We start from the raw sequence: 25,406 nt of genomic DNA, 5'->3' as shown, positions 1-25,406 counted from the left end.
CTACTCTTCCTTTCCAAATAACGTCGGTTCATCCGGCTGTGCCTCTGCTGTGAGGGCTTTTGCTTCTTCCTCTGTCATGTTTTCAAACTTCACAAAATACTTCCATGCCGGGATTTTCCAATTTACCACATACTTCCACCAGTTTGCTTTGTCCTCTTCGTAGCTGTATATGATATCTCCGAAGCCGTATTCCACCTCATACTGCCCGGAGGGTGCCAGGCCATACAGCTCCGCCATGATCTGCAATGCATATATCAGGCCGTCCATACAGTTTTCCAGCTTGTCCCGGCAGTCCTTTATAAACTGTATTGTCCTCTGCTGGTCTGCTTCTATCTGCGTCGCCGTTACCATCCCCGTTTTTTCATCAAATACGAAGTAACCGTTGCTGTAACCACATTTATAAGCAATAAACGACAGGTACATGTTGATTCCCACTTTTCTTGTCTCCGTATTTAACTGTGGGTTTATTTCCTGATAGAATTCGTTTGCGCTACCACCGAACACATTCCTCACGAATTTAGGAAGTTTTATGTCTTGATTACTTCCTATTTTCATTCCGCTTTTTTGTGTCAGCCTATCATCCAGCAGGGTTATTTTTTGACTGATGTCAATTTCATACGCATTCCTGCTATATGCTATATCAAGGTCCTTTAGTTCCTCAATCGCAGTGGAGAATATAGGCAGTCCCAGTGTGCTGCTGCTATCTACATTGTTTGCGTCAGGTGTGCTGAACACTCCAAATAGAGGGCTGTCCAGTCTCTCATTATTTTCCTTGGTGATATATGCATCTGGCAACAAATTCGACCAGCGTGTCTTTTCCAGGTCTATCTTCTTTCCAATTTCATCTTGACTATCAGACACATATGCCCTATTAGATATGGCATACACATAGTCAGCTTCAAATCTGTGATACTCCAACCTGGTATAATACCTATTACCATTCTGGTAGCCATCTTTGAATATAATCCCATTGATATTACCGTTATCGTCCGTGGATGTGATGATGAAATCAGCCGGGGCAAATACATCCACACCGCTGCCATTAGGCTTGAGAATCGCTGTGCCATGCGCCAGCCCCATCTCTACCCACTTACGTAGGTTGAAATAGCATTTGTCTATCTGCTTTTGCAGGTATTCACCCATTGGTGATCCGCTAACAGAAATGGAGACTGCAAGCGTTATCAGCCTGGCAGTCTCCTCACATATGGTTTTAGCAAAATTGATTGTCCGAACATTGTCCTTTTCATTTACCCACGGCGGATGGCCTCTGTACACCATCACGCACTTATTAATAAGAGCGTCCATCTGCGGGGATGTTACCGGGCTGACGTTAAACTCTCTCTCTGCTTCGTTTTTAAACAACATTCCCCACCACCTCTTAATTATTGATATAATTCCCATTACGCTGAATTCCCCCTCCGATTGAAGAAGTCCTCATACGCATAGCGTAATGCCGCTATTATATGGTCTTCCTGTCCCTCTGGATAACCACTCATGATATTACCATCCTTATCTCTGGCATACTCATATTTGGTAATCTCATTGTAGGCATTTGGTGTCCTGCACCTGTCTATCACGATTGTCTTGCCTTGCAGCCACTTAAACCCGTACTCTACGCTTCCAGGGCCTTTGATAGCTGCTCTTGCCAGAATACCCATATCCCTGTAGTCATTCACGGATTTGTTCTCGTTGCTGTCACAAGTAATCAGATAATCGTCATACCCATGTTTGATTATCCACTCTGCCGTTTTCTTATTCGGCGTTTTGTTTACATAATTTTCATCAATCAGATATATCTTTTCATGATGGCTGTCGTAATACGACCGGATAAACGCATACTTATCCGGGTACCATCCCCAGTCAACGCCTTGATAGATCCTATCCATACGGTCAATTTCATCATCTGTAATCTCTCTGATTTCAAGGTATTCAAATACGTTTCCGCCAGAACCGTTAGCCACACCGTCATACTCATTCTCATACGCTTCTGGATTTACTTCTCGCAAATGTTCCGCATCGTCGATAAACTTCCGGCCCAACCATTCCGCCGGCACATCCTTATACGTGCTCCTGTACACCACAGCATCTGGATTCTCTCTCTCTGTCTCCGCTACATATTCATTTGCCCAGTTATTTTTACTCTTAGGCGGATTGAATGATTTAAACTTATATGCAACATCTCCGCCACGGATAGCAGACTGTTCGATGCTACGGATCTCCTCCGGCCCGGCGAACTGGTCAAGCTCCTCAAACCACACTATCCCGATATAACCAAATTCCGGTTTAATTGATTTTATTTTCAATGGGTCATCCGCACCACGGAAATATATTTTCTGTCCAGTAGGTTTGTATATAATCTCTAGCGGAGACAACTTATATATAAACTCATCCTCCAGCCCCATCTTCTGTATTGCCCATTTCATCTGTGCATAGACTGAGTCCTTCAAGGTATTTCCTACCTTTCGCAGAATAAGGGCGTGCATATCACTGTTGTTTTTTATCAATTCTCCGACTATACACGACACTGATGAAGATTTCGTGGAACCTCTACCACCGGGGAAATCATATTCCGTATGTTTTCTATTCCTTATATCACGGATAATTGGGTGAAAACCGTCTGCAATGATGTCTAAGTCCATATGCCATATCCCGGCATTACGGGCTGCTTCTGCAATACGCTGTCTCTCTTCTTCCTCTTCCTTGATTTTTAAAGCTTTTTCTAAATCATTCGCGGCTTTTAATCTTTCTGTGAGGGCAGCGTCAAGTTCAAATTGGTCTTTTTCTTCCCCACGAACAACACGGGAACGAAACTCTTGTATTTCCTTCAGGCTGCATATCCGCTGTGAATCAATTTCTTGCTGTCGGCATGCTATATAAGCCTTTATGCCCTCGTTTGCCATCAGCCTTCCCACTCGTTTGTTCAAGCCCTTTTCTGCATATCCGGCATCTCTCGCCGCCTTTGTCATATTGCCGCCATTTTCTATGTAATTATCGGCGAACGCCTTATATTGCGGTTTTAACTTTCCTATAAGCTCGTCTTGCATTAAGTTTTCACCGCCTTATATATGTCGTTCAGGCATTGTATAGCCTCTATGCCAGATGTAGACGAAAGTATCGTCATCTGCTCATCTTTTAATTTCCCTGTTTTCTTACGGTGTGATACTGGGGTGGTAAGGCGGAATATTGTTATCATACGTTGCTGATCTTGAGCATAAAACTGTCGCGTATCTATGCTTACTACTAATCCTTCTTTTAGTATAGCTGTCTGTAGCTTTTTCATTATGCTTCGTGTATTCACCTTATCCCCTCCTCTATTTTATTGCATTAAAAAGAGACGGTCCTAAACCGCCTCCTAATCAATCACTTATATACACCCATGTAATCCAGCTCTTTTGTCAGCCGATATATGGCCTCTTCCAATATAGATACAATCCTGTTTGATACCTTTTTCTCTGTCACATGCGAAAAGCCATTCCTTCTGCAGTCATCCATTCCATTTTGATAAGCGTCATGGACTTCTGATATGTAGTATATCTCTCCTTTGTAGGATTCCAGATATTTTGATTCCTGAGATATTTCTTTCCGCAGTGCATGGTATCTGCTCAGTATCTCCTTTTCGTCGTTACGCTCACCAGCTATAAACTGTCTTGCATCAGCCTGTAGCCACCTCATTTTTCTTTCATAGAGCTTTGCTCTTGCAATAATTTGTTCCGGTGTAAATTTTCTTAAATCTTGCATATTATCACCTCCCTCATATAAATGGTACCGCTGATTGGAAGGCCTTGCAATATATAACAGATAATTACCAGTATTTTACTAATTTGCAAATAATATGCCTATGATAAAAGCGCCCAGCCAGTAATCTGACCAGACGCTATGAGTTGCGATTATGTATTCCAATATTCTTTGAAATCTATCTTTTTATAGAGGGTATATAAACCCTCGTCGTTTAATTCATCTTGCAGTTTATGAAAACCTTGGTCTTTATAAAATTTTTCAAACATATGCTCACGGCACTCTAAAACCAGTAAATTTCCTCCAATTACTTTAGCTGCCATGCTTATGGCGTGATAGCACTCATATAGCAATTGTTGTCCGCTTAATTCCTCGTTCGAATACTCGTCACATCGTCCTAATTGTCCTATTAAATATGCTGGCACAGAACTAAGCACATCACGCCCCGGATAATTACCAAGAACTTTTCGTTTTCTCTTATTTGATAATCCCGATATATCAACTGCTCTTTGAGCTATTGTAAAGTATGCAATTATCTTGAACTCTCCATCGCTAAGCGCATTCTCATCAATACATAAATATGTTTTACCAAAATTTGTTTTTTCATATTCTATTGCTTTACGCATTAAAAAGTCCTCTAAGTCGGTTTCACGCTGACAAGAGAACTTTTTGAATGATTCTTCAATTTTTTTCTGACTATAATCATTATTGAGTATTTCTCCCATTGGTATAACGCTGTAATTTATCATTCGCTATCTTAAGGCTTTTTGAAGATTACTTCTCAAATCTTTTTCGTGCATCAGATTAGAACGAAAATCACTTTTTAGTGTGGGAGTCACTTTTTTGGTCATTTCTTTTACAAAATCATTTGCTTTCTTAGGATTAACTGTAAACTGTTTTCCAAATGTCGAAGTTGCCATAATCATTCACCCTCTCTATTATTCTATGAGCAAACTCGTTTTTGTATACAACATCGGGAAATTCATATTTCTATCTCACATTAAATACAAGACATATTTCCTCTGTGTATCTTTATTATAACGGATTCTCTAAGTATTTCAAGGGGGTTTCAAAATCTTTTTATTAATTTTTTGTGTAATTTGTCAACATTTCAGTACATATGTTTTGTTTTTCAGTGATTTTTCCATTTTTAGCATATTATAATCTCTAATATGCGATTGCTTACCCCGGGGGATAATCCCGGAGGTTACACAGCACTCAGTGCACATTATGCTGTCGTACTCCCTGCCTCTCCGGTGATCCGGCGGCAGATAAGCTTACTGGGAATGTTGGATTTGAACCAACGACACTGCGGTTAACAGCCGCATGCTCTACCGACTGAGCTAATCCCCAACATTGCACCGCCGAAACGGTGCTGTTATCCCAGACCTGGGACATACGGTTTAACGATTTTACCGCAAACGTTATAGTAGTCACGCAACCCGCCCCGTACTGCTCTGGCAACCATAAGTTCCTTTCATTGCCCCTACCCAAATGCCCTTTAGGCTATGTCTTCTCTCGGCAGCCTCGGAATGCTTGACGTCAATCTACTCCATTACGGAACCGCACTGCCTATACGCCTTAATGCGCATACCGGACGTCCCGGCATCCATGCTATGTTTCCCACTAATGGGGCAAACCTGCTGGATTACCTGGAACCGGCAAATCAGCCGCGGAGCTGTGACACCCCGCAGCCGCACTTTCAAACGGAGGATATTTTTTTATATACTTCTATGATTCATATTATAAGTCAATCCCCACAGTATGTCAAGCGTTTTATAACAAATATATCAGTTAGAACACATTATTAAAATGCACCTTGCAAATCTGTTCGCATTCCCACATGGAAAGCCTTACCGCTGCCGCTACCTCCACGATATCAAAGCAGTGTATATACCTGTAAGACAGTACGGCTTTTATGTATCCATCAGGTATAGACTTGATATAATCGCAGGCTTTCTCAATCAGTTCCCGGTTTTCCTTCCGTAACGCTGATATCATACGTTCTAAATCCACTTTTTCTTCCACAATAGCCATACCGGATTGAGTTCCACCCATCCCATGAGGCATTCCATCGGATTGCACAGCAGAGATACCATAGGAGCCGCATAAGTCCTCATATTTTGCCTTTAACTGTACAAGCCTACGTTTATTCACACCTATCTGTTTCAGCTCTTTCTCGGTCATAAATATGATTCACCTCCTGTCCAATCTTTGAAGAAAATCATTGTACTGATAGCTCTCCTGCACCCCTGTCGCATGTTTTAGTAGAATGTGATGCTCATACAGGTTAACAACCTGCATCCGGCGGCTTACCTTTACGGTCCTCCGTCCCTCGTCCTTAATGTCTATGATTATATGTACGGTCTCTCCGCGTTTTACGCCGTACCGCTTTTCCCGCGCCCTTATGTTTTCCTCCCGCCTGATCGCGGGTAATGCTTGCTCGTATGTAGGGTCCGGGCAGCCTGATCCGTTTCTTACCATCTATCTTTCTCCTTTCCAGATATTCTAATACCGTCATTTATTTTTTGCTTTTACATCCTCCCAAAATGTTTCCGTGGTCTTAAACCGATATCCGCAGGCTGTACACTGCCTCCTTCGCATGACCATATGCCCACCTGGGGTTTCCTCACTGTCCGTTACCTGCGTTTTGCCGCCGCATTTTTTGCACTTCATAATTCGCCTTTCATAAAATCGTAAGCGCTGCCAACATCCCAAGCGCTACGCCAACTCCTATCCATATACCGACATTTAAATATGCCACTGATTCCTTTATATATTCTTTAATTATTTTTTTCATGTTGCACCTCCTATTCTACATAAATTGCCAAACATCCCATACAAGAATCTAATTCCTGTAATTCATTGTCTTCTGTCCACACCATGCGTTCCACATTGCTCTGACCACAATACGGGCAAACTGGGAATCCAGGCGGACAATTTTCACGCAGCTTTTCTCCGACAATAAACTGTCTCCCACAATCTACGCATTCGTATTTTTCATGGTTGTCAATGTAAAATCCTTCCGTCCATTCGTCTTCTCGATACATTATCTCTCCTCCGGCTTCTCACAGCGTTCAAACTCTATCACCCATACCCACGGGTTTGCATCCCACCCGTAGCGATCAAGATCAGGTTTCTTTATGGTTGCGTTCCAGAGCTCGCGAAACTCATCTACTGCCAACGGCGGGAACTGCTCCTTTGTGCCCTCTTTTATCGCCCCGTCCGGCGTAATGTCTCGCAATCGCTCTACCCGGACATCCGTAACCTTTAACCAGATACGGGCGGCAGATTTTGGCATGTGGATGGATGGAGACCATTTTATATATCCGTCAAGCCATGCGCACAATTCGCAATTATCTGTTACTTTCATCCCTGGAGGGCAACCCCATTCAGTCGAGTGGCCATTACATTCGCCGTCTGCCCGGTAATAATGCTCTTCCATCTTCGGATGTTTCGCATATGTTTCCCGCACATACAGGATATCTCCGGCAAGGCAAGGTAGGCTAACAAAATGCATGATTTCTCCACATGAACTTAAACCGAAAGCAAATTTCCCAATATCTTTTCTGTCTCCATCAAAGCAAATCCCGAGCTTGTATTTCAAATCTGGTGCAGGTTGCGGCTTGATTATCCGCCTTGTAACCGTCTTCCTGCCGTCTAATATCGCCTGTACCATATCAGTGTTAAATAATATCGGTAACACTCTACTCATAGCTATCCTCCAATCCTTTCCCGGTATGCTCTCATATAGTTTCTCATGTACCACCATTCGCAATCTTTACAATAGCTGTTCCGGCGGTTTTTCCTGCGCATGAACCGGAACTCTGCTTCCTCTTTTGGGGTTCGGCATATGCTACACATCCTCATCATGGCAGCATCCTCCTTCTTTATAGGCTCCTCCAGGTAACAACCTGTCCTTCTGGGATTATCCGAAAACTCCCGGCTTCAAACCATCTGGCATAGTTATCTGCGTAAAATGCCTTCGTGACTATTCCATTTTTTAACATAACCTCGACCTCTACAGACAAACTTCCATAATTTAAGTCTTTCTGCGGCATGTCATATGATACACTTACCCACTCACTCATCATGGCAGCATCCTCCACACTCTATACACTCCATACAATCTTCCCACATCTCGCAGTCCTCATATTCGCAATCCGCATCCGTGTAGCTACAAATGCCGCACTGATCATGCACACACTCAAAATCATTACACATAGGCTAATCCTCCATATGCTCCTCAAACTCCTGGTAACACGCCGTACACCCCAGAGTATCCACCAGACTACATGCTATGTACCCGTCCTGATACACTGCCACATTGCACTTTAGGCACTCCTTTACCTGGCAGCCTTTATATTTTGTAAACCCTGGGCAGTAATGGACCGGATAAAATGTACCGCCTCTACACCAGTGCGCCTGCTCTCCCGGCTTGTTCCAGTGACTCCACCACATCCGTGGCGGCTCATCCGGGTGTGCCTTGTCATACGGGTCAGTCTCCGCCCGGTGGTCATCAAAGCATGCTCCGTAAGGACATCGTCCAGACCACCAGTACAGGCAGTTCCGACAGACGCGCTGACCGCAATGCTTGAAACGTACATTGTCCCTGGCCTGCAGGTACTCTGATATGCTCATTTGATAATTCATCATGGCATCACCTCCGGGAAGTCCAATAATGACATTTGCACTGGCGGAATGTCCTCCCAACCAACCCCTATATAATCTAAGACTTTCCCCCACCCATACACTTCACCGGTTTTTGTATCTTTTACCATTCTGTACATGAGATATTCCCATTCTTTTGGGTTCTCTTGGCGCTTTTGATCGAACCGGTGTGGACGTTTCTCCATGTGAACACCAAAACCGCACATGCTACACCCAGTCCTCTGTGCCTTTGTGGTACGCAGATCTCCGTTGTAATCTTTTTGTATGTCCCCATAAATGAGGGGCACGATACTCTCCACTGGAACGTATGGGATAGAGTTCCCGTCCTTATCCCGGCTATATGGCTGCCTGTAATACAGTTCCTCGAAGAGCATCAGGTGTTCGTGATACCACTTATCCATCTCAATAGCCAACCTTAGGATATCGTTTCTCATGAACGGTGCGAAGGGCGCCGATCTGGTGACTGTTTTCCCATAATAGTTACAACCATGTTCGATAAGTGATTCCTCTCTCTGCCCGCCCTCTGAAGCCATCATCCCCAGATAAGGCTTGCTATTATGTTCTTTCGCCCAATCATCACACGGTTTCTCTTTTATGTAATAACAGCACCGGTTTGATACCTTAAATGGGGCTGTCTTGTAATTCACACCTTCATTCTCATTTTCCGGGCCTCCGAACAGCTCCAGCCATTTCTGTGGTAGCTTCATACGGCTGTTTTTAGCAAAATGGCCTTGTGCACCGCATTCTCCTGTGATAATAGCGTGCCTGACTGTCTTATTATCTTTTGTGGGATTCTGGAGCAGCTCGATTCGTCCAGCTATTTTCTTGCTAATCACCGGAAATCCTACTTCATTGATAACTTCCGCTTTGGACTTATAGGACATTACCAGTTCAACACCCAGTGCCTTGTGAACCCTCTGTATGCTCTTATCTTCTACATTTGATACTGATATGGCAGGCACATGAATACCTATGCTGTGTAGCCAAATACAGAGTGTGATACTATCCAGCCCACCAACACTCACATGACAGTTACAGTCCCTGGCCTGCATCTCTTCGTAGAACTCCCAGGCTTTATGCGCCTGCCGATTTACCTTTGCTTCGTATGGCAGATTCTGAAGTGCTGTGAATCTCGCTTTCTGCTCTTTCTTTTTTTGCTTCCACTCCTCTGTGGACATCTCTTTATCATTCATTTTTCTTTATGAAGCCCGGTATACCTTTTCGCGCGAGGCCGGCCCCTTTCTCAGATTTATTTTCCGTGTTTAATTCTTCTTTTCTTTTTCTTGCTGCCGGAGAAGATGAACTTATTCATGTTTCCGGCCTTACCGTTGGTGTTCATCTGCACACGCCCAGCGCTGTATGTATATTTCATGGCCTACCCTCCTCAAAAATATGTAACAACCTTTCATAGTAAGCGATTTCGTCCACATATAAATCCCTTGCCATCTGCTCTATTTCCTCTTTCGCCTCATCGAGTGTATCTGCATCCAGCATCGTTTGTTCCATCTGCAACGGCTCAGAATAGCAAATCCAGTCTCGATCTGAATCCCACATTATCCTTGCGAATTCTTCCTCATTGTAATATGGGGTGTACAGCAGGATATGTATATCACCTTTCTGTATCCAGCATTTATCCATTTTGGGGTTCCTCAATTTCTTTTAACTTTGCTTCTGCTTCTTCACGTGTCAGGAAAATATATCTTCCAATCGGTCCAAAAGCATTAACCCTCTCTGTCATAATCATAAGTTCATCGCCATCGTATGAAAACGTTAGGACTGTATCCTCAAATACTGCTGTTTTTTCGTGACATTCTTCGCAATTATCCGTGTCATGTGGACATTTATTATCTAATTCGTATGGGCAATAATATCCTGTAGCCGTTTCGTATGTTCCATCTAATACAGAAACAACCATTTCGCACTCTGCAATCACATAAACTGTATCTCCTATCATACATGGTAAAGTAATAAGCAATCCTTGCTGTTCTGCGTCCTCATATGCGGCCAAAACGCTCAATATATGCTGTAAGTTATCATAGTCTTGCGGTGTCTCTACGCATATATCCAGTTCTGCCCTTACAGCTATTCCGTGGTCCGTACGTTCTGTTATTCTATTCATTCCACTCCTCCGACTCGATAATTTTAAAAAAATCACTTGCCTTCATTTCTTTCATCCAATCTTCCAGCTTAAATGCATTAGATTGTGTACAAATAGATCCGTACAATTTTTCTTTTACATTAAATAGTCTTTCGGTATACTGGTCATACAGAGTAAACCCATATTGTAAGTAATGCGGCTTACGCGGTATTGGAATATCAGCAACCATACGTTTCCAAGCTTTTCCTATTTCAGAGTTACATTTAAACTGTCTTAGTCCATTCTCTCCATAATTTTTGGTAAACTCCGTCTTAAAACTATCCTTATCTCTTTCAGTCGGGATTATAAATAACATGTTTTTTGTTGGTAGAAATAATTCAGCCTCTATTTTGTATGTACTGGAAAACTTATTGTAAACCTTGCGTATTTTTTTAGTATCCTCATTCCACTTAAAATAGTCATCATATAATTTACATCCTTTTTCAATCTCAAAGTATTTATCCATTCTATTCCTCCGCTTAATCAAACAGGCTTAACTGCCCGTCAATCTCATGTTCTGGTTCTTCCGGCGCCACCATCCCCGGCAAGTGCCCCATCCCGAAGAACTTACATGCTACCCAACTCGGCTGCCAGTGCTTAGTACCACCGGCCTCCTGGTATAGCTTGCAGTCGTAATGTTTACCAACGCTTGTTAGGTTCGGGCACTCATCACAGTATCTCGGGCTTGCGGTGCCGCCGGATCTCATGTACATCTCACTGATTGCTCTCATTTGTGATCGCCGCCTTTATCTCCTCTTTCACATTTTCTATTACTGTCAGAGCCTCTGGCAGCTCATATAATCCATTTTGTAGACGTTGGTCTACAACTTTACGCCTGAGAAGAGAAATTGTCTCCTCGAAGCTCCCGCAGTATCCTACTGTATCGTAAATTTTATTCCCGTCCTTGTCCGTCTTACCTTTATCTACAGCAAGAGTGAATCCCATATTGTTTGTAAGTGCATAATAATTTTCAATCAGGTGTACCATGTTATACCTCCTTCAATAATCCTTTTTCTTTCATTCTGTTTATCTGCCTGTTAATTTTTTTATTCATATTCTCCTGCACAGTGGTCTGTATTCCCAGAAGGTACTCTATCTGCATTAACATGATGCGGACATCTCCTGCCTCTTCCGCTATATGTTCTATTGTTTGACGGTGCTGTGGATCATATTTTGCCGCTGCAGTTATCAGTTCACCGCATTCTTCCATCAGCTTTATTATCTGATTGTTTATCCCATATTTTTCTGCAATAAGCTTTATTTGCTCAGTATTCTTATTAATCATACATTTCTCCCCTATCCAACTACATTGCTGAGCATGTAATCTGCATTTTCTTTGGCTATTGTCTCCCTGACGCTCTCCTCCGGGAAATGAATCTGAAATGTGTTTTCCTGCAGTCTATTTGTTATCCTACGGTCATAGTTGAGACCGTCGAGCGGAAAGTTACTCGTCAGGATGGTAGGGAGCTTGTTCAGATATCGTTCATTCAGGATCTGGTAGAATTTCTCCCTGATCCAGTCCTTTGCCTCCTCTGTCCCGAAATCATCAATCACAAGAACCTTAACTGTCTGCAGTGCATCCAGTAGATAGCCTTCCTGTTGCTTATTTCCGTTCTGTCCCCAGGTACTCTTAATCTCCTGAAGGATATTCAGGGATGTAGCAAACTTGACCTGTATGCCATGCTCAAGCATAAGTGCATTTGCAATACTGGCAGCCATACGGGTTTTACCTGACCCCTTTTCCTCGCTCCATAGATACAGACCCATTCCCTTCTCCAGCATAGCGTCTAGGTTTTCCAAATAGAATTTAACCCCCCTGCAAGCCACGGCAGCTATTTCCCTGGATTCATCCCTTGTGTATCTCCGCAGGTTAAATGTGTTGAGCCGTATTGCTTTAAGACTGTCAGGCAGTTCAGCAAATCGCAGCCGTCTGTCCATCACCTTCTGCTCCCGGCACTTACAAGGCGCAGCGTATTCAACTCCATTTTCATCACGCTCATACACCCATTCTTCTCCGTGGCAGATCGGGCAGATATCACCATTCAAATCCTTCTGCTCCGGCGCCCTGCTCAATTGCCCGTCGCACAATGTCTGTTTCATCCGGTTCAGTGTTTCTTCCAGGTTCCTCAATCTTCTTTCCCCCTTTCTGGTTTAGATACCCTTCAAATTTTGTACCAAACAACGTAGCCGGCCTAAGATACTTATCCATATCCGCCCCTTTCCATTCGGCAGACTTGATGTCAATAACCCTACGAAAATCATCAAAAGTAAATCCATCATTAATCCTGGCTCGTATCAGTCTCCGCGTGTCCTTGGACCCCACCTGGAACGATTTCCCGGTACGCATATTCAAATACTCAACGATTTCCTTGTACTGGTACTTAGAATCGTCTGCCACAGGCGCATTAGATGTTTTATTCTTTACCTTCTTTTCATTCTCTATATTCTTTTCATTCTTGTTTGTGGTCACTTGCTGGTCAGTTGTTGGTCGTTCGCTGGTCATCTGTTGGTCAGTGTGCTGGTCAATCTTCTGATAAGATTCCCAGTTAAGTATTGTAATCAGGCTGTTTTTGTTACTTGCTTGCTGGTCAATCTGCTGGTCAGTTTTGAACGCATTTAAGATTCTTTTTACCTTACTTTCGTTCACGGATAAATCAGTGGCAATTTTAAGTCTTCCGGTTATCAACTGCCCAGGCTGAAGCATTATTTTCTCTCCCTTAAACATCACCGGACAGATCCCGTGTGAAGCTTTAAGGAGGAGATACACCCATACCGCCAGATAATCAGCATCTTTGCAGACAATAGGATTCTCAAGCATTTTCCTATGTAGCTTTATCCATCCTTCCATCCTTATCACCTGCCTCAATCAATGTCACTTCGATTCTAGGGTTATGTTTGTCCACGTGGAACTCATCCGAAAACCCAACTATGTGCTGCCACCCGTCATTTTCTATCACCCGGCATTTTACAAGTGCATCCTGAATGAACTTGTGAGCAACAGCAGCGATATTATCCAGATCTCGCCGTCTATCTGGCTCGTAGAAGGAATAATGTATCATGACTGGCGGTTTTATTGCCTGGCGCTTTAGACTCGCTCTGATAGCGTTTGAGATGACCATTTGGTATCCCTGTTTCATATCGTTGCCACAGCTATGCCCCCGGCAAAAGCTCCGCTCTGCTTTCAGGTATTCGTTCAGTCCCGGCAGCTTCCCTTTGATCACGAATCTGTACTGCATATTCGCCCTCCTTCCTCCTGTTCTCAAAGGCCATATCCATAAGGTGGCCTTTTACAATCAAGTCATGTGCTCTGGAATCATCCATTTTCCGGTATGCCTTATATTCCAGCGCATCCACCGGATCTGATGGTATTGGCCGATAATAACCTGTATCACCGCAGATGATGCAATCTCCGTTTTTGTTCTCATGGTTTATCATCCTGCGCAGCGCTCTGTCTACTCGGTCCATTTCAGGCTGTTTGATATCAGGTCTATGTATTCCGTTTTTATGACCGTCTCCTATCCTTACAAAATAGGATTCAGCCGTTTTCTGTATTTCCTCTCTCGTCATTTGCCCTCCCTTCTCCCCGGCCGTAACCGGGGAAATCATGGCTTGCAATAGTGTGTGATATATTATGTATCCGCTTTGTGGTATTTCAGCACTTCGCGGGTCCATCCTTCATAGTGTTGTTTCATGTAGTCTTCGATGATATCCTGCATTTCACATCTCAACCCCTTATTACCATTGTCAAGTAAGCTGTGGTGGTATCTGCATCCAGTCACACCGTTCTGCTCTATACCAAGCCCTCCTTGTGATTTATTGACAATGTGCATGGGGTCCAGGATATGCAACCCAAATTCTTTATCTTGTGGCATATGGTAACCCATCTGGCAGAATATGCAGCCATTATCACGCTCCAACATCCTGCGTTTGGTTTTACCATCAAATTGCAACGCCTTAGTCCTTCTTTGCATTCCACGCCTCCTTCATCCTTTTGAGGTCATCCGGTGTCATGGTCTCAATCCCCTGCTCCTTTGCCTCTCCAACAACTCCATCAATCAATACTGACATTTCCTTTGTATCGTAGAGATGGGAGCCTTTCAGGAGGGCATAGTGGATAAATTCCTTTTCGCCCACATATCCCTTGCCTATAGGCTTTGCATGCAGATCATAGCGTTTGCTGATATCTATATCAGACCGCAGGGAAAAGATAATGGCATTTCCGTCTTCATCCCGGTCTATCTGCCCATACTGGGAGAGGAGCATGTTATGCATCTCCTCTTTGCTTGTCCTCAGTTTCTCTGACAGTTTTGATACCAGCACCCAGTAATAAGCATTTGCATCTAAAGACCGCTTTTTCCTAAATTTCTTTATAATGACATTCAGCAGGTTTACGCTTCTTAATTCCTCATATTCACCCCGTATATCCTCGTCAATCTGCAGGGTAAGCGTCCATTTACCTGATATATAATCCTTTGCAATACCTGTGATCCGTCCAGTACATTCCATCCATATCCATCCTTACACTATTTCGCTTTTTTCATCCTTCGGACGTATATCATAAAGAAACACTCTTTTTCCAAGTGGTTTGTTTCTTATAGAAAGAGCAACTATCTTTTTATCTTTTATGATTATCTGCTCTACAATAAAGCGATCTCTTGTCGTGTACGTCCCTGGGCGCTTACTGTTTTCTTCCAATGTCACATTTCCGTCTTTGGCACTGATCCAGATAAATGGAGCTGTATAAAGTTCCCGGCCGATTCCCCAATTGAAACAAGCACGCTTGAAAGAATCAGACGCAAGTCCTTTCTCTTTTTCAGTGTAAGATTCCGTTCCAGTATCTTCCTTTGACACCCAAGAATTTTTGATTCCGTCCCATATAGACACAATGCAGTTTGCATTATCTCTTGTATGGCTCCGTGTCCAGTCAAGAGGACCCACAGTTTCATCCAGAATATTCATATCGCACCTGGCATCTTTATACAAAAGCAATGACACTCCGCTCTTACTACAAGTAGAAACGCGACACTCAATTTCATCCGCTCTCAAATCTCTAAATTTCATTTTTTAATCCTCCTATAAATTCTCTGTCCAAAAGTAAAGGTTGTCTGATTCCTGGTCGTAAGATATCCGGTCCAGAAAATCATCTTCCGGATTATCCCCGTCAATTATCTTTGCCCCACCGCTGTAAAGCATTGTGATAAGCTTATTAATGATTCCGCATATCTCCACAGGGTTCTTGTCCGCTGTGAGTAAAGCGATGATATCAACGCTGGTATCACAATCAGCTTCTATTCCGTAATTTACGTTCTGCATACTTGACAATCCCTCTCAATCTGCTCTATACTAAACTTTAGTAATATTTTCTTTAGTCCCTGATTGCTTGCCGGCTCCAGGGGCTTTTTTATGTTCTTTTATCCAGTCCTCCACAACATACAAGCAAAGGACCGTTACAGCATACAGCAGCACTGCGTATGGGTCTACTCCGTATATCACTAATACGGTTAGGGCGGCTATGGTTGCATTCTTCAAATTATCTCCTCCTCATTAAGCTTTCTACCGATGTGATTTTCAAATTTTGCACGGTAGATATTAAACTCGTCTGTTGTTTTGCCCCTGACTTTCTTCGGCACACATTCTCCGAATTTCCATATTCCTCGACGAATATGTTCTCTAACGTATTGAGGGGAAACGCCAAGGATACGGGCTACCTCTGGGGGCTTTAGTATTTCTTTTGGCATATTTATCACCTCCTTACACCGCCCTCTTGCTGTTATCAAGAAACTTATTGATAAAATACTGCTGGCCTTTTCCGGTTATTTTAGTAGTCTTATTGATTGTGGTATGTCCGTCTGAATGGGTAACCGCCGTTTCTTTCACCTCGAATAATCCCATTTCCATGCTCCTTTGAGTAGGAGCGTTATAGTCCGTCCCTTTTCTGCGAATAAGATAACCATTATCTCTGAGATACGTAAATAATCTTTTCTCTCCGGTATCATAGCCGTTTTGCTTTAAGAGCTTCGCTAATTCCCCGATCAGGATTGATTGCTTAGATGCGGATACTGCATCAGCGAATATCTCCTTAGGCTTCATACGGGCGTTATCGGCCTGTAGCAGTTCGTTCCTCTCCCGTTCTTCCTTCAATGCTGTAAATGCCTTTATTGCCATATCAGGATTATTAAGTAGTTCGTCTACGGCGTAAGCCCCATGTTTTCTAATCGCCGGAAGAACTTCTGACGTTACCCAGTGCTTAAACCGCTTCGCTGCTTCAAGCTTGCTTCCGAAGATAAGGGCATAGAGGCCGGATTCATTAATCATTGTCATTGTTTGCATTCCGCCAGGGGTGCCCTGAATTGGGGCGTCCTTTTTATCTTCATCTGAAACATGGGATGCAATGGCATTTCTTGCTTTAGCATAGCCAAGTGCTTCGGCTACATCCTTGCCAACAAACCACGGTTCGTTATCAATAGTTACCGTTCTTACTTGTCCGAACTCGGCGTTTTCAAAGATTTTTAATTCGTTCATGTGTCCTCCTTTTTATTGTCTTCCTCCTTCAAATCTCCTATACTATAATTACCGGTTGCTGCCGGAATAAATGGAAAGGAGATTAGCTATGGGTATTAAAGTAAAAGTAAATTTTGACAAACGGAAATTAGAGTCTGCCATCAAGGACCAGGCAAGAGAATCTCTCCGCAATCGTTCATATGATGCAAAATGTCCATTTTGTCATACAACTTTTAGTGCTCATCCGGGGCCAAATGTCTGTCCCCATTGCCGTAAGACTGTTGATCTAAATCTTAACATCAAGCTTTAAATCACTTAGCGTGACAGCCAGTTCATCCGCCAATGAATTGGCTGTCACCAACAGCGCAATCAATTTTTCCGTTTGTTCCATTGCTTCATCAGTATTAACTTCTACCGTTGCCTCTATGGTCCTTTTTACTGTTTCCCTTGATTCGTCCATGTATCCTCCTTTACATCACGCAGTTTTTTCTTTAGATAAATTATTTGGTTTAGCACCAGCCAATTTTGCTTTTTCTTGTCTTTGCTCATAAATATCCAACATCGCTTTTGTAAAACGTTGTTCACATCCTTCTGTGAATGTAACAACACATTCAATTTCTCTCTGCTTTCTTGCCATTAGGTAATTCCTCCTTATTCTTAATAGTTTATTTTTGATGTGATTCGCAGTAAAATTTTGTTGTAAACCGGATATGCCGGTGGTAAAATCTAGTTGAAAGGATGTGAGCTTTTGTTAGGTACAATCGCTGATATTCTTGGAATATTAAGCTGCATTTTCTCGTTTTTTATATTTATCATGTCAAGGAGCCTCTTTAAAAACATACAGCAGCAAAAGCATGAGTATAATAATGAGCGTATTAGTCTACAGACAGATATCGCTTCTATTCGCAAAAACATACTTCATGACAACCTTGATACCCTTAGCCTAAGGAGCGAATTACGGCAATCGCTCTATTCATATCAGCATAAATATTGGAATATTTTATCTCCAATATGCATTTATCATATTAGAGCAAGCCTGAATATGATAAAAAGCCAGATACCAGAAAGAAAAAAAGAAAAATTATGTATAAGTCTTGACTACTTGATTGCATATCTTGATAAAAAGGAGGTTCATAAAAAATGAACTATAAACAAATTCTTAAACTTATAGATACACTGATTTCTAAAACAAAATGTAGGGAGCTTGAATGGTCTTCTCTTATAAACTCGTACAATTTATTTAAAGCTCCTCAAACTTCATTTTTGGAATCTACTCCATTCTTAGAAGACGTAAGCATGCCTGTAACCGGAAGTAGTTATTATACCGAAATTAAAAATGGGTATATTTTTTTAATTGGATACTCCACATCGCAAAACAATACATTCGTAAAGCTTTACGCCCAAAAGAACGGGGCTGATTCTGCATCAGAATATGCAAGTACGCTTCCAGATTCTTCTACTGAAGAAGAAATTATAGAATTAAAGCGTCTGTATAGACTGGTTGAAACCATTGTCGCTTCATGCGATGATATTCTTGAAGACTTGTTTAGTGATTGATATCTTCACTTTGTATAAATTCATCAATTATTTTGTCTAATTCCTCACGCTCTTGAATTTCCTTAGATAGCTTATCTGGCTGTCTGAGGATTTTTTTAGCCATTTCGTAAATCTTGTTATCGACTTCTTTACTCCATTCACGGTATCCCTGCCTAGTCATTTCCATTTCACAAATTAAGGCTTTATACCTTTTCTTTGATATCCACACCTTCACATCACCTCCTTATCCTGCTTTCTTATGTTGATTTCCTAAATAATCCGTTCTATACTGTACTTACAGACCCCGCCAGGTTGAGTATACAGAAGGGAGAACAGAAATGAAATTATCGAAAGATTCAGCTAAGCTCGCTTGTAGCCTTTATAAGACTTATCTTGAAAAACGTAAAAACGGTCAATCCAAGGCAAGCGCAAAACATTTTTCATGCGGTTTTTATAAAGAAATCAAATCTTTATCCTCATGGACTACTGAAGATATTACTGAAACACTGAATGAGCTCAAACGCGCCAATTTTATAAAAAAATATATCGACGGCAGTTTCCAGATTCAGGATAATTTCATCATTTATATGGAAAATCGTTTTAAAAATGGTGTTACCGAGATAAGTGATTTTATTTCAAAATTCATTCCATGATTTTTTGCCCTCTGGTTCCTGTGTAGAACTCATCTTTTGTAATGCGCAGGAACCAGTTATCTCCTTCGCACGATAGTTCCAATTCACTTACGTGCTCTATGCGTTTTCCGTTTAACTCGAAGATATTTTTTGATAAATCAATATTAATAGAGTTAAATAAGTTCTCCATTTCGCACCTCCTTATCCTACTTTCTTTTCTTCCTCTTTCAGCAATTCTGTTTTCAGTGACATTCCTTCGCCTATGTAAAGGATCCTGTCTTTTTCCCTGTCAGTCAGTTCTGGAAGTACCCTCTCGAATGTTTCCAGTATTCTCTTTTCTTTTTCAGTAAGAGCCATTTTTTCACCTCGCTTCATTTGTTGCTCTGTGATTATTGTATATCGCTAAGATTAATTTGTCAATGTATTTTTATTATATTTTTGTTGCAAAGTGATATTTTATGTGATATCATACTTGTATGGAGGTGAAAGTTGTGAATGAATGTGAACGTCTCAAATTATTAAGAAAAGAATTACATATAAAGCAAGGTGATTTTGCCAAAAGGATTTCGACTACCCAAGGTCATATATCCGATATAGAAAACGGAAGAAAGGGTTTATCTGATAGAACAATCAAACTGATAAGCTACGAATTTGGTGTAAACGAGGAATGGCTTAGAAATGGTACAGGCGAAATGTTTGAAGAACTTGATCGAGATGAGGAAATAGTTGCTTGGTCATCAAAAATCACTCGCTCTGATTATGATAAACAGTTCATTCCAGAGTTCGTACATATGCTGAGTAAATTAGATGAAAAGGACTGGGAGACACTTGAGAAGATAGCGAAAATGTTAGCGAAAAAGAAAGACTAGGCCTGCGCCTAGTCAAATCTTCAAAGCTGTCCCTTAACAAATCTAAGTATCAATACCAGAGCCCTGTTATCTGATATTTTGTTAATTAAGTTGATAAGTTCTTTTCTTAATTCTTCATTACTCATATGTATCGCCTCCCTAGGTATGCAGTGGGAACATATATTCTGATTAGAGTATACAACAACGATAGCAGGATTTCAAGAACATATGTTTGCTTCTGCTGTTATTATAACAAATATCCGAAATGGAGGCTACAAAAATTTCGCTTTTTCGACATTTGTCCGGTTAACCGGACACTTATTTGTAAGGAGACTCAAAAAGGTCTGTAATGCGGACATTTAACCCCTTTGCCAACTTCTCCAGGGTATCCATATGAGGCATAGCTCCATTGCAAATATCTGAAACCGTGGAATGCGAAACGCCTGTCAAGATAGAAACCTGTCTGACTGTAAGATTTTTAGAGTACATAATTTCATTCAATAATATTTTCATATTAACACCAATCCTTTTTGTGTTAATATGTGTAAATTTCAAATTTTAATACAATTAAAAGGGGGAACGATAATGGGATGTTTAGTTTTTATTTTATTTTGTATCGTAATTTTTGCTCTCATGATGATTGCATATATGTATGCTGTGGGAATCATTATAGCTGTTGACGTCATATCGGGGATAGCATTGCTCGCAAGTGTAGGCTCTTACATGAATGCAAAAAAAATGAAGCCGTCTACAATGCAATGCCCAAACTGTAGTAATCCTAATGTCAAGTTGTCCACTATACAGACTGGAGGTCAACGAAAAAGAATTGCTAACTGCCAAAGTTGCGGGTTTGAGTACGATTACATAACGCCAGATGATATAACACAGAGTAAAAACAAATCAATTGGCCTTATTGCTATATTTGCTATAATTTTAGCCGTAGGACTCACTTTTACTTTTCGTTTATTAGGTAGTAGCAGTTCTTCTGACAGCAAAAGTGATGCCGTTGTAGCAAGCACAGAGGAACCCGCTTCAGAAAAAGTAAAAATGGATGATTTTGAATATTCAATAGATGGTGACACAATATCATTGGAGCGCTACAATGGCGACTCTGAGATATTAGAAATTTCTCCAACGATGGAAGTAGGAGGAAAGACATACAATACAGATCTTTCAGATTTTCAGGTTTATAGCTCATCTGTAAAGACTTTAATTATTGATGAAGGTATTACTCAAATACACACGTCTATTTTTAATGGTAGTGATGTAGAGACGCTATTTTTTCCCAAATCGCTTTCTCAAATATACGACTACACGCTCGCATATTTACACCCGGATGAAGGCAGAAAAATACAAGTTTACTACGCAGGTACAGAAGAGGAATGGAATAGCATTTTCACTGAGTATACGCATATGGAAGAGCAAGATAGTGGTGCGGAAGCTGTTGGGCAGGCCGCTGCTGATTTTGTAAACGGTTTAATCGGCGTTGAATACGATGCATCACTATTTGAATATCACTTCTCGGCAAACCTGGAAGATGTGAAATAAATAAACTTATGTATCATATCGTAGAAAGGCAGTGATATATTGATATTTGACAAATTATTAGCAGCATTACATATAAACGAAGAAGATGATTCTCAGACTAATGTTGAAAATGGTTGCAAACAATCGTCAGTGCTAGTAGAATCGCATAATCATCCTACTACTCCTGTTTCAAATAATAATAACGGTAAAACACAATTTCAAACTGAAGTGGATCCTTATTTTGTTTCTGCAGGATATTTAATCATAGAAAGAAACAGGGCTTCTATTACAATGCTGCAATGTGCATTTCATATTGGTTACCGCAGAGCCGCCAATATAATTGATCAATTATACGAAGCTGGAGTCGTGGGGCCGGAAACTGGAACAGCATCTCGTGCTGTCTGTATGTCTAAAAACGAATTTAAAGATCTCGAAAATTCTGGAAAACTAAATATAAAGAATTTATCAAGTGCAGACATATCAGTTAATCCGTCCTTAACAGACAGTGAATATCATAAAATATTTCTAAATATAGGAGTATTTGTAACAAAATATAAAATATTGGATGAAACAGATATAGCCAACAAACTACAAATCCCTATAGAAATTGTCCACAAATGTTTCTTGGACTTAGAGCATGCTGATATCATACACTTTGATGATACACAATACATTATCTTAAAAACTACTGACGAGTTTATCTACAAATTTAAAGGGCGCCATATCGTAGATTCGGCTCCATTTGATATTATGAACGGTATTGAGTTTGAAAATTTTTGTGCGCATTTACTTTCAAAAAATGGATTTGAAATTATTAAAATGACCAAAGCCAGTGGCGACCAGGGAATTGATATTATAGCAGCAGATGCAAATATGCGATATGGCGTACAGTGTAAATGTTACTCATCAAATGTTAGTAATAAGGCGGTCCAAGAGGCATTTGCTGGTTCATTGTACTATGACTGCCATATTCCTATAGTATTAACAAATAGGTATTTTACCAAATCAGCAACCGAATTAGCATCTAAACTTAATGTGCTTTTATGGGACAGAGATAAACTCAACGCCTTAATCTATAATACAAAGTATGCTTAAATCAATTATAAAAAACAAATGCTGTCCCGGTGTAGTCAGCACTAGGACAGCACACATCTCCGAAGAGACGATACAAAATCTGGCAACTATATTGTATCATCTTCGGTGACAGGTGGCAAGAGACCATCTGTCTTTTTTATACTCAATTTTAAGGAGGATGATAATATGCCAAAAAGAAAAAGAATGCCAAAGTTACCTAATGGTTATGGATCCATTCGCTACCTTGGAAAAGGCCGGCGCAATCCGTATGCAGTGCATCCACCAACGGAAGAGTTTACAGAAAACGGCGTACCTATCCGACCAGCAGCCATATGCTATGTGGATACCTGGATTAAGGGTTTTACAGTGCTTACGGCATACAAAGCAGGGAATTATTACCCAGGATACGAAAACACGCTTATAGACCTAAATACGGACGCAGAAGACACCTCTTGCTTTGAAGAATTGGCAAATAAAATATTATCAGACTACAATCAGTTTAAAGGAATCACTCCGGAAGAAACAGGCAAAACATTTGCAGAAGTGTATAAGGAATTTTATGCCTGGAAATTTGAGACTAACCACTCAAAGTCCTATTCCAAAGCAACTATGAATTCCACGCGAGCCGCCTTTAACAATTGCAAGATAATACATGATAAAATATTTGCAGATTTACGACATTCGGATTTGCAGGAAGTAATTGATAACTGTAAGTTAAAACATGCAAGCCTTGAGCTTATAGTATCACTTCTGCATCAAATGTATTCCTATGCTGATATATATGAGATTGTAGACAAAGATTACTCTGCCCACATTAAGATAAATATACCTGATGATGACGAAAGTGGTATCCCTTTTTCCGATGCAGACCTAAAAAAAATGTGGGAGAATAAACACGACTCAGTTGTTGAATTTATTCTCATTATGTGCTATTCGGGATATAGGGTCAGAGCATATGAATCAATGCATGTAAATTTAGAAGAAGGATATTTTAGAGGTGGAATCAAAACGGCTGCGGGAAAAGATAGAATCGTCCCTATACATCCCGCCATATTCCCGTTGGTGCAAGCACGTTTAAAGAGATATGGAAAGCTCACCACAACTCCTTACCATAACTTTAGGCGCCACATGGCAAAAACTTTAAAGGCATTAGATATCGATCCCACGCATACAGCGCATGACTGTAGGCACACATTTTCAGCATTGTGCGAAAGATACCGTGTCAACGAAAATGATAGAAAGCGTATGCTCGGTCACTCTTTTGGGAGCGATATAACAAATTCTATTTATGGCCATAGGAGTGTAAATGAATTACGAAAAGAGATAGAGAAGATAGAAATACCCAAATATAAAGAATGTGACTAACTTGTGACTAACCGCCCCTGATTATTAGTATTTCATACTATCTAACATAGACTTTCAAATGTCATACAAACCCTTATTTTACAAGGTATACACCCGTTTTTCTTTATATTTACTGCTTTTGCAAATATCTCGAATTTTTAATAAATTCTTAAATTATATTTTTCTGCAGAAATCTACAATTTTTGACGATTTTTTTATGCATATAACACTATAAATAGAGTAAGCGCATCTAAATTTGACAAGTTATATCCTACAGGCAGACATAATATTCTTACTGGAAATGCAATCTGATTGTACAAATGCGGTTTTTGTTTTGACCTGGTGATATTTCTGATTACAGACAGCACCCCCTGCATTTCTTGCTGTTTTTTTTCCGTAATAGTCCAACTGACGAAACTGTATGGTTTTTCTGAAAAAGTTGTTTTATAATGTATTCATGCTATGGAGGTGTCTTATGCCGTTTGAAAGTCTTGAATTAAGAGAAGATATCAGTATCTCCAAAGTTGTCACCATACACTATTTTGAATATATGAGTGACTTTAGCTTTCCCGGTGAATCCCATAATTTCTGGGAATTTCTCTGCGTTGACAAGGGAGAGGTAGATATCATGGCAGGTGACCGGCCCCACACACTGAAAAGGGGACAGATCGCTTTCCACAAACCAAATGAATTCCACAGTCTGAAGGCCAATGGCCGGATCGCGCCAAATCTGGTGGTCATTTCATTTGAATGTAACTCTCCGGCTATGCAGTATTTTGAGGAGCTGATCACAGATATCAGTGAGACAGCCCGCTATCTCATGGCCCAGATCATCTATGAGGCAAGACGATGCATCGCCACACCTCTTGATGACCCGTATACCACACATATGGAGCGGCTCCCGGAAGCTGCATTCGGTTCAGAACAGCTCATCAAGCTTTATCTGGAGCAGCTCCTCATACACCTTGTGAGAGAGCAGATGAAAGGCCGCAGCACAGCGCCTGCTGTTGTCAAATCCATCAAGCAGAAAAACGATGCCATCATTTATAAGCGGATCACCACTTACCTGGAAGAACATATCCGCGAACATCTGACCATTGACGAGATCTGCAGGGCAAACCTCATCGGGCGTTCCCAGCTTCAAAAACTTTTCCGGGAGCAGAACCAGTGCGGTGTCATTGAATATTTCTCACGGCTTAAAATCGAGCTGGCCAAACAGCTCATACGGGAGAACCATCACAATTTCACCCAGATATCAGACTTTCTCGGCTATACTTCCATCCATTATTTTTCCAGGCAGTTTAAAAAGCTTGCAGGCATGACCCCTTCCGAATATGCCTCATCCATCAAGCTGCTTGCCGAAAGGCCATAATTCTGAAACTTCTTTCAGAATTTTATCAT

General features: G+C 41.2%; 46 protein-coding genes and 1 tRNA gene. 8 read left to right on the top strand and 39 right to left on the bottom strand.

From position 1 onward, the window contains the following. The 35 genes from MUB35_RS03615 to MUB35_RS03450 form a co-directional block, all read right to left on the bottom strand. Positions 1–1,365 (bottom strand): hypothetical protein, encoded by a 1,365-nt coding sequence (locus MUB35_RS03615; protein ID WP_244805802.1) that lies wholly within the window; start codon positions 1,363–1,365, stop codon positions 1–3. A gap of 35 nt (positions 1,366–1,400) precedes the next feature. Continuing rightward, complete coding sequence (locus MUB35_RS03610; protein ID WP_244805801.1) at positions 1,401–3,044, bottom strand: PBSX family phage terminase large subunit; 1,644 nt, start codon at positions 3,042–3,044, stop codon at positions 1,401–1,403. Then, the gene (locus tag MUB35_RS03605) at positions 3,044–3,298 is read right to left on the bottom strand and encodes a hypothetical protein (protein WP_242850030.1); all 255 of its coding nucleotides are present in this window, start codon (positions 3,296–3,298) and stop codon (positions 3,044–3,046) included. The genes MUB35_RS03610 and MUB35_RS03605 overlap by 1 nt, the downstream gene beginning before the upstream one ends. Before the next feature lie 62 nt (positions 3,299–3,360). Then, entirely contained in the window at positions 3,361–3,738 is a 378-nt protein-coding gene (locus MUB35_RS03600; RefSeq protein ID WP_118593945.1) for a hypothetical protein, read from the bottom strand. Positions 3,739–3,887: 149 nt separating this feature from the next. Further along, on the bottom strand, positions 3,888–4,484 hold the full coding sequence (locus MUB35_RS03595) for a hypothetical protein (RefSeq protein WP_244805800.1): 597 nt from the start codon (positions 4,482–4,484) through the stop codon (positions 3,888–3,890). 3 nt (positions 4,485–4,487) lie between these two features. Then, positions 4,488–4,655: a hypothetical protein gene (locus MUB35_RS03590; RefSeq protein ID WP_244805799.1), complete on the bottom strand. Its 168-nt coding sequence runs from the start codon at positions 4,653–4,655 to the stop codon at positions 4,488–4,490. 360 nt (positions 4,656–5,015) lie between these two features. Next, positions 5,016–5,088, bottom strand: a tRNA-Asn gene (locus MUB35_RS03585). Positions 5,089–5,529: 441 nt separating this feature from the next. Beyond that, a complete protein-coding gene (locus MUB35_RS03580; RefSeq protein ID WP_244805798.1) occupies positions 5,530–5,922 on the bottom strand; it encodes a hypothetical protein in 393 nt (130 codons plus the stop codon). A 9-nt stretch (positions 5,923–5,931) separates the two neighbouring features. Continuing rightward, positions 5,932–6,219 (bottom strand): hypothetical protein, encoded by a 288-nt coding sequence (locus MUB35_RS03575; RefSeq protein WP_244783673.1) that lies wholly within the window; start codon positions 6,217–6,219, stop codon positions 5,932–5,934. A gap of 33 nt (positions 6,220–6,252) precedes the next feature. Continuing rightward, a complete protein-coding gene (locus tag MUB35_RS03570; protein WP_244805797.1) occupies positions 6,253–6,411 on the bottom strand; it encodes an NrdR family transcriptional regulator in 159 nt (52 codons plus the stop codon). A 134-nt stretch (positions 6,412–6,545) separates the two neighbouring features. Further along, positions 6,546–6,785, bottom strand: coding sequence for a zinc ribbon domain-containing protein (locus MUB35_RS03565; protein WP_244805796.1), 240 nt, complete (start codon positions 6,783–6,785; stop codon positions 6,546–6,548). Further along, positions 6,785–7,450 carry a hypothetical protein gene (locus MUB35_RS03560; RefSeq protein ID WP_244805795.1) on the bottom strand — a complete coding sequence of 222 codons (666 nt, stop codon included), beginning with the start codon at positions 7,448–7,450 and terminating at the stop codon, positions 6,785–6,787. Before MUB35_RS03560 ends, MUB35_RS03565 begins: the two co-directional genes overlap by 1 nt. A gap of 175 nt (positions 7,451–7,625) precedes the next feature. After that, the gene (locus tag MUB35_RS03555) at positions 7,626–7,829 is read right to left on the bottom strand and encodes a hypothetical protein (RefSeq protein WP_244805794.1); all 204 of its coding nucleotides are present in this window, start codon (positions 7,827–7,829) and stop codon (positions 7,626–7,628) included. Continuing rightward, on the bottom strand, positions 7,819–7,959 hold the full coding sequence (locus tag MUB35_RS03550) for a hypothetical protein (RefSeq protein WP_244805793.1): 141 nt from the start codon (positions 7,957–7,959) through the stop codon (positions 7,819–7,821). Before MUB35_RS03550 ends, MUB35_RS03555 begins: the two co-directional genes overlap by 11 nt. Positions 7,960–7,962: 3 nt before the next feature. Then, entirely contained in the window at positions 7,963–8,391 is a 429-nt protein-coding gene (locus tag MUB35_RS03545) for a hypothetical protein (protein WP_244805792.1), read from the bottom strand. Next, positions 8,388–9,599: a hypothetical protein gene (locus tag MUB35_RS03540; RefSeq protein WP_130179859.1), complete on the bottom strand. Its 1,212-nt coding sequence runs from the start codon at positions 9,597–9,599 to the stop codon at positions 8,388–8,390. The genes MUB35_RS03545 and MUB35_RS03540 overlap by 4 nt, the downstream gene beginning before the upstream one ends. Positions 9,600–9,655: 56 nt before the next feature. Beyond that, the gene (locus tag MUB35_RS30445) at positions 9,656–9,778 is read right to left on the bottom strand and encodes a hypothetical protein (RefSeq protein ID WP_255785549.1); all 123 of its coding nucleotides are present in this window, start codon (positions 9,776–9,778) and stop codon (positions 9,656–9,658) included. Continuing rightward, the gene (locus MUB35_RS03535; RefSeq protein WP_244805791.1) at positions 9,775–10,044 is read right to left on the bottom strand and encodes a hypothetical protein; all 270 of its coding nucleotides are present in this window, start codon (positions 10,042–10,044) and stop codon (positions 9,775–9,777) included. Before MUB35_RS03535 ends, MUB35_RS30445 begins: the two co-directional genes overlap by 4 nt. Then, complete coding sequence (locus MUB35_RS03530; protein WP_244805790.1) at positions 10,037–10,525, bottom strand: hypothetical protein; 489 nt, start codon at positions 10,523–10,525, stop codon at positions 10,037–10,039. Before MUB35_RS03530 ends, MUB35_RS03535 begins: the two co-directional genes overlap by 8 nt. Then, positions 10,518–11,009 (bottom strand): hypothetical protein, encoded by a 492-nt coding sequence (locus tag MUB35_RS03525; RefSeq protein ID WP_244805789.1) that lies wholly within the window; start codon positions 11,007–11,009, stop codon positions 10,518–10,520. Before MUB35_RS03525 ends, MUB35_RS03530 begins: the two co-directional genes overlap by 8 nt. A 248-nt stretch (positions 11,010–11,257) precedes the next feature. Beyond that, a complete protein-coding gene (locus tag MUB35_RS03520) occupies positions 11,258–11,530 on the bottom strand; it encodes a hypothetical protein (protein WP_244805788.1) in 273 nt (90 codons plus the stop codon). A gap of 1 nt (position 11,531) precedes the next feature. Further along, positions 11,532–11,828, bottom strand: coding sequence for a MazG nucleotide pyrophosphohydrolase domain-containing protein (locus MUB35_RS03515; protein ID WP_244805787.1), 297 nt, complete (start codon positions 11,826–11,828; stop codon positions 11,532–11,534). An 11-nt stretch (positions 11,829–11,839) separates the two neighbouring features. Next, a complete protein-coding gene (locus tag MUB35_RS03510) occupies positions 11,840–12,673 on the bottom strand; it encodes an ATP-binding protein (protein ID WP_244805786.1) in 834 nt (277 codons plus the stop codon). Further along, the gene (locus MUB35_RS03505) at positions 12,579–13,391 is read right to left on the bottom strand and encodes a conserved phage C-terminal domain-containing protein (protein WP_244805785.1); all 813 of its coding nucleotides are present in this window, start codon (positions 13,389–13,391) and stop codon (positions 12,579–12,581) included. Before MUB35_RS03505 ends, MUB35_RS03510 begins: the two co-directional genes overlap by 95 nt. After that, the gene (locus tag MUB35_RS03500) at positions 13,366–13,779 is read right to left on the bottom strand and encodes a RusA family crossover junction endodeoxyribonuclease (protein WP_118743428.1); all 414 of its coding nucleotides are present in this window, start codon (positions 13,777–13,779) and stop codon (positions 13,366–13,368) included. The genes MUB35_RS03505 and MUB35_RS03500 overlap by 26 nt, the downstream gene beginning before the upstream one ends. Then, on the bottom strand, positions 13,694–14,110 hold the full coding sequence (locus MUB35_RS03495) for a hypothetical protein (protein WP_244805784.1): 417 nt from the start codon (positions 14,108–14,110) through the stop codon (positions 13,694–13,696). The genes MUB35_RS03500 and MUB35_RS03495 overlap by 86 nt, the downstream gene beginning before the upstream one ends. 62 nt (positions 14,111–14,172) lie before the next feature. Beyond that, positions 14,173–14,514, bottom strand: a complete 342-nt coding sequence (locus MUB35_RS03490) for a hypothetical protein (protein ID WP_244805783.1) — start codon at positions 14,512–14,514, stop codon at positions 14,173–14,175. Then, positions 14,498–15,049, bottom strand: a complete 552-nt coding sequence (locus MUB35_RS03485; protein WP_244805782.1) for a hypothetical protein — start codon at positions 15,047–15,049, stop codon at positions 14,498–14,500. The genes MUB35_RS03490 and MUB35_RS03485 overlap by 17 nt, the downstream gene beginning before the upstream one ends. Positions 15,050–15,061: 12 nt before the next feature. After that, positions 15,062–15,604, bottom strand: coding sequence for a hypothetical protein (locus tag MUB35_RS03480; RefSeq protein WP_244805781.1), 543 nt, complete (start codon positions 15,602–15,604; stop codon positions 15,062–15,064). 12 nt (positions 15,605–15,616) lie between these two features. Further along, positions 15,617–15,856, bottom strand: a complete 240-nt coding sequence (locus tag MUB35_RS03475) for a hypothetical protein (protein WP_103733081.1) — start codon at positions 15,854–15,856, stop codon at positions 15,617–15,619. A 30-nt stretch (positions 15,857–15,886) separates the two neighbouring features. Continuing rightward, positions 15,887–16,072, bottom strand: coding sequence for a hypothetical protein (locus MUB35_RS03470; RefSeq protein WP_176834917.1), 186 nt, complete (start codon positions 16,070–16,072; stop codon positions 15,887–15,889). Then, the gene (locus MUB35_RS03465; protein ID WP_148391728.1) at positions 16,069–16,281 is read right to left on the bottom strand and encodes a helix-turn-helix domain-containing protein; all 213 of its coding nucleotides are present in this window, start codon (positions 16,279–16,281) and stop codon (positions 16,069–16,071) included. Before MUB35_RS03465 ends, MUB35_RS03470 begins: the two co-directional genes overlap by 4 nt. 13 nt (positions 16,282–16,294) lie before the next feature. Continuing rightward, positions 16,295–17,065, bottom strand: coding sequence for a phage antirepressor (locus MUB35_RS03460; protein WP_176834918.1), 771 nt, complete (start codon positions 17,063–17,065; stop codon positions 16,295–16,297). Between the two features lie 265 nt (positions 17,066–17,330). Next, positions 17,331–17,504 (bottom strand): hypothetical protein, encoded by a 174-nt coding sequence (locus MUB35_RS03455; RefSeq protein ID WP_156120881.1) that lies wholly within the window; start codon positions 17,502–17,504, stop codon positions 17,331–17,333. A gap of 15 nt (positions 17,505–17,519) precedes the next feature. Beyond that, the gene (locus tag MUB35_RS03450) at positions 17,520–17,681 is read right to left on the bottom strand and encodes a hypothetical protein (RefSeq protein ID WP_156120880.1); all 162 of its coding nucleotides are present in this window, start codon (positions 17,679–17,681) and stop codon (positions 17,520–17,522) included. 111 nt (positions 17,682–17,792) lie between these two features. On the opposite strand from MUB35_RS03450, the gene MUB35_RS03445 reads away from it, so the two are divergent. Beyond that, positions 17,793–18,188: a hypothetical protein gene (locus MUB35_RS03445; protein ID WP_033142720.1), complete on the top strand. Its 396-nt coding sequence runs from the start codon at positions 17,793–17,795 to the stop codon at positions 18,186–18,188. Continuing rightward, positions 18,185–18,601: a hypothetical protein gene (locus MUB35_RS03440; RefSeq protein ID WP_118593971.1), complete on the top strand. Its 417-nt coding sequence runs from the start codon at positions 18,185–18,187 to the stop codon at positions 18,599–18,601. The genes MUB35_RS03445 and MUB35_RS03440 overlap by 4 nt, the downstream gene beginning before the upstream one ends. On the opposite strand, the gene MUB35_RS03435 is transcribed toward MUB35_RS03440, so the two are convergent. Beyond that, entirely contained in the window at positions 18,591–18,815 is a 225-nt protein-coding gene (locus MUB35_RS03435; protein WP_118593972.1) for a hypothetical protein, read from the bottom strand. The two genes, MUB35_RS03440 and MUB35_RS03435, sit on opposite strands and share 11 nt — an antisense overlap. A gap of 103 nt (positions 18,816–18,918) precedes the next feature. Here MUB35_RS03435 and MUB35_RS03430 point away from each other — a divergent pair, with 103 nt between their 5' ends. After that, complete coding sequence (locus tag MUB35_RS03430; RefSeq protein ID WP_118593973.1) at positions 18,919–19,233, top strand: hypothetical protein; 315 nt, start codon at positions 18,919–18,921, stop codon at positions 19,231–19,233. On the opposite strand, the gene MUB35_RS03425 is transcribed toward MUB35_RS03430, so the two are convergent. Both MUB35_RS03425 and MUB35_RS03420 read right to left on the bottom strand, forming a co-directional pair. Next, the gene (locus MUB35_RS03425) at positions 19,223–19,402 is read right to left on the bottom strand and encodes a hypothetical protein (RefSeq protein WP_118593974.1); all 180 of its coding nucleotides are present in this window, start codon (positions 19,400–19,402) and stop codon (positions 19,223–19,225) included. The genes MUB35_RS03430 and MUB35_RS03425 overlap by 11 nt on opposite strands. A gap of 11 nt (positions 19,403–19,413) precedes the next feature. Next, positions 19,414–19,587, bottom strand: coding sequence for a hypothetical protein (locus MUB35_RS03420; RefSeq protein WP_199687283.1), 174 nt, complete (start codon positions 19,585–19,587; stop codon positions 19,414–19,416). Positions 19,588–19,703: 116 nt separating this feature from the next. Between MUB35_RS03420 and MUB35_RS03415 the strand changes: the two genes are divergently transcribed. After that, on the top strand, positions 19,704–20,081 hold the full coding sequence (locus tag MUB35_RS03415) for a helix-turn-helix domain-containing protein (protein WP_243108104.1): 378 nt from the start codon (positions 19,704–19,706) through the stop codon (positions 20,079–20,081). Positions 20,082–20,378: 297 nt separating this feature from the next. On the opposite strand, the gene MUB35_RS30775 is transcribed toward MUB35_RS03415, so the two are convergent. Further along, complete coding sequence (locus MUB35_RS30775; protein ID WP_233457076.1) at positions 20,379–20,549, bottom strand: helix-turn-helix domain-containing protein; 171 nt, start codon at positions 20,547–20,549, stop codon at positions 20,379–20,381. Positions 20,550–20,645: 96 nt separating this feature from the next. Here MUB35_RS30775 and MUB35_RS03405 point away from each other — a divergent pair, with 96 nt between their 5' ends. The 4 genes from MUB35_RS03405 (at position 20,646) to MUB35_RS03385 (ending at position 25,377) form a co-directional block, all read left to right on the top strand. Beyond that, a complete protein-coding gene (locus MUB35_RS03405) occupies positions 20,646–21,608 on the top strand; it encodes a hypothetical protein (RefSeq protein ID WP_243108106.1) in 963 nt (320 codons plus the stop codon). Positions 21,609–21,647: 39 nt separating this feature from the next. After that, positions 21,648–22,682 carry a restriction endonuclease gene (locus MUB35_RS30635; RefSeq protein WP_118593977.1) on the top strand — a complete coding sequence of 345 codons (1,035 nt, stop codon included), beginning with the start codon at positions 21,648–21,650 and terminating at the stop codon, positions 22,680–22,682. A 165-nt stretch (positions 22,683–22,847) separates the two neighbouring features. Further along, positions 22,848–24,026: a tyrosine-type recombinase/integrase gene (locus MUB35_RS03390; RefSeq protein ID WP_118593978.1), complete on the top strand. Its 1,179-nt coding sequence runs from the start codon at positions 22,848–22,850 to the stop codon at positions 24,024–24,026. 454 nt (positions 24,027–24,480) lie between these two features. Continuing rightward, positions 24,481–25,377, top strand: coding sequence for a helix-turn-helix transcriptional regulator (locus tag MUB35_RS03385; RefSeq protein WP_033140729.1), 897 nt, complete (start codon positions 24,481–24,483; stop codon positions 25,375–25,377). The last annotated feature ends 29 nt before the right edge of the window (positions 25,378–25,406 follow it).

It is taken from the genome of Blautia sp. NSJ-175, from assembly GCF_022867815.1.
In the GTDB taxonomy this organism is placed as follows: Bacteria; Bacillota; Clostridia; order Lachnospirales; family Lachnospiraceae; genus Blautia; species Blautia celeris.
The sequence above is the reverse complement of the archived record's forward strand: the minus strand, read 5'-3'. Positions and strand labels throughout refer to the sequence as shown.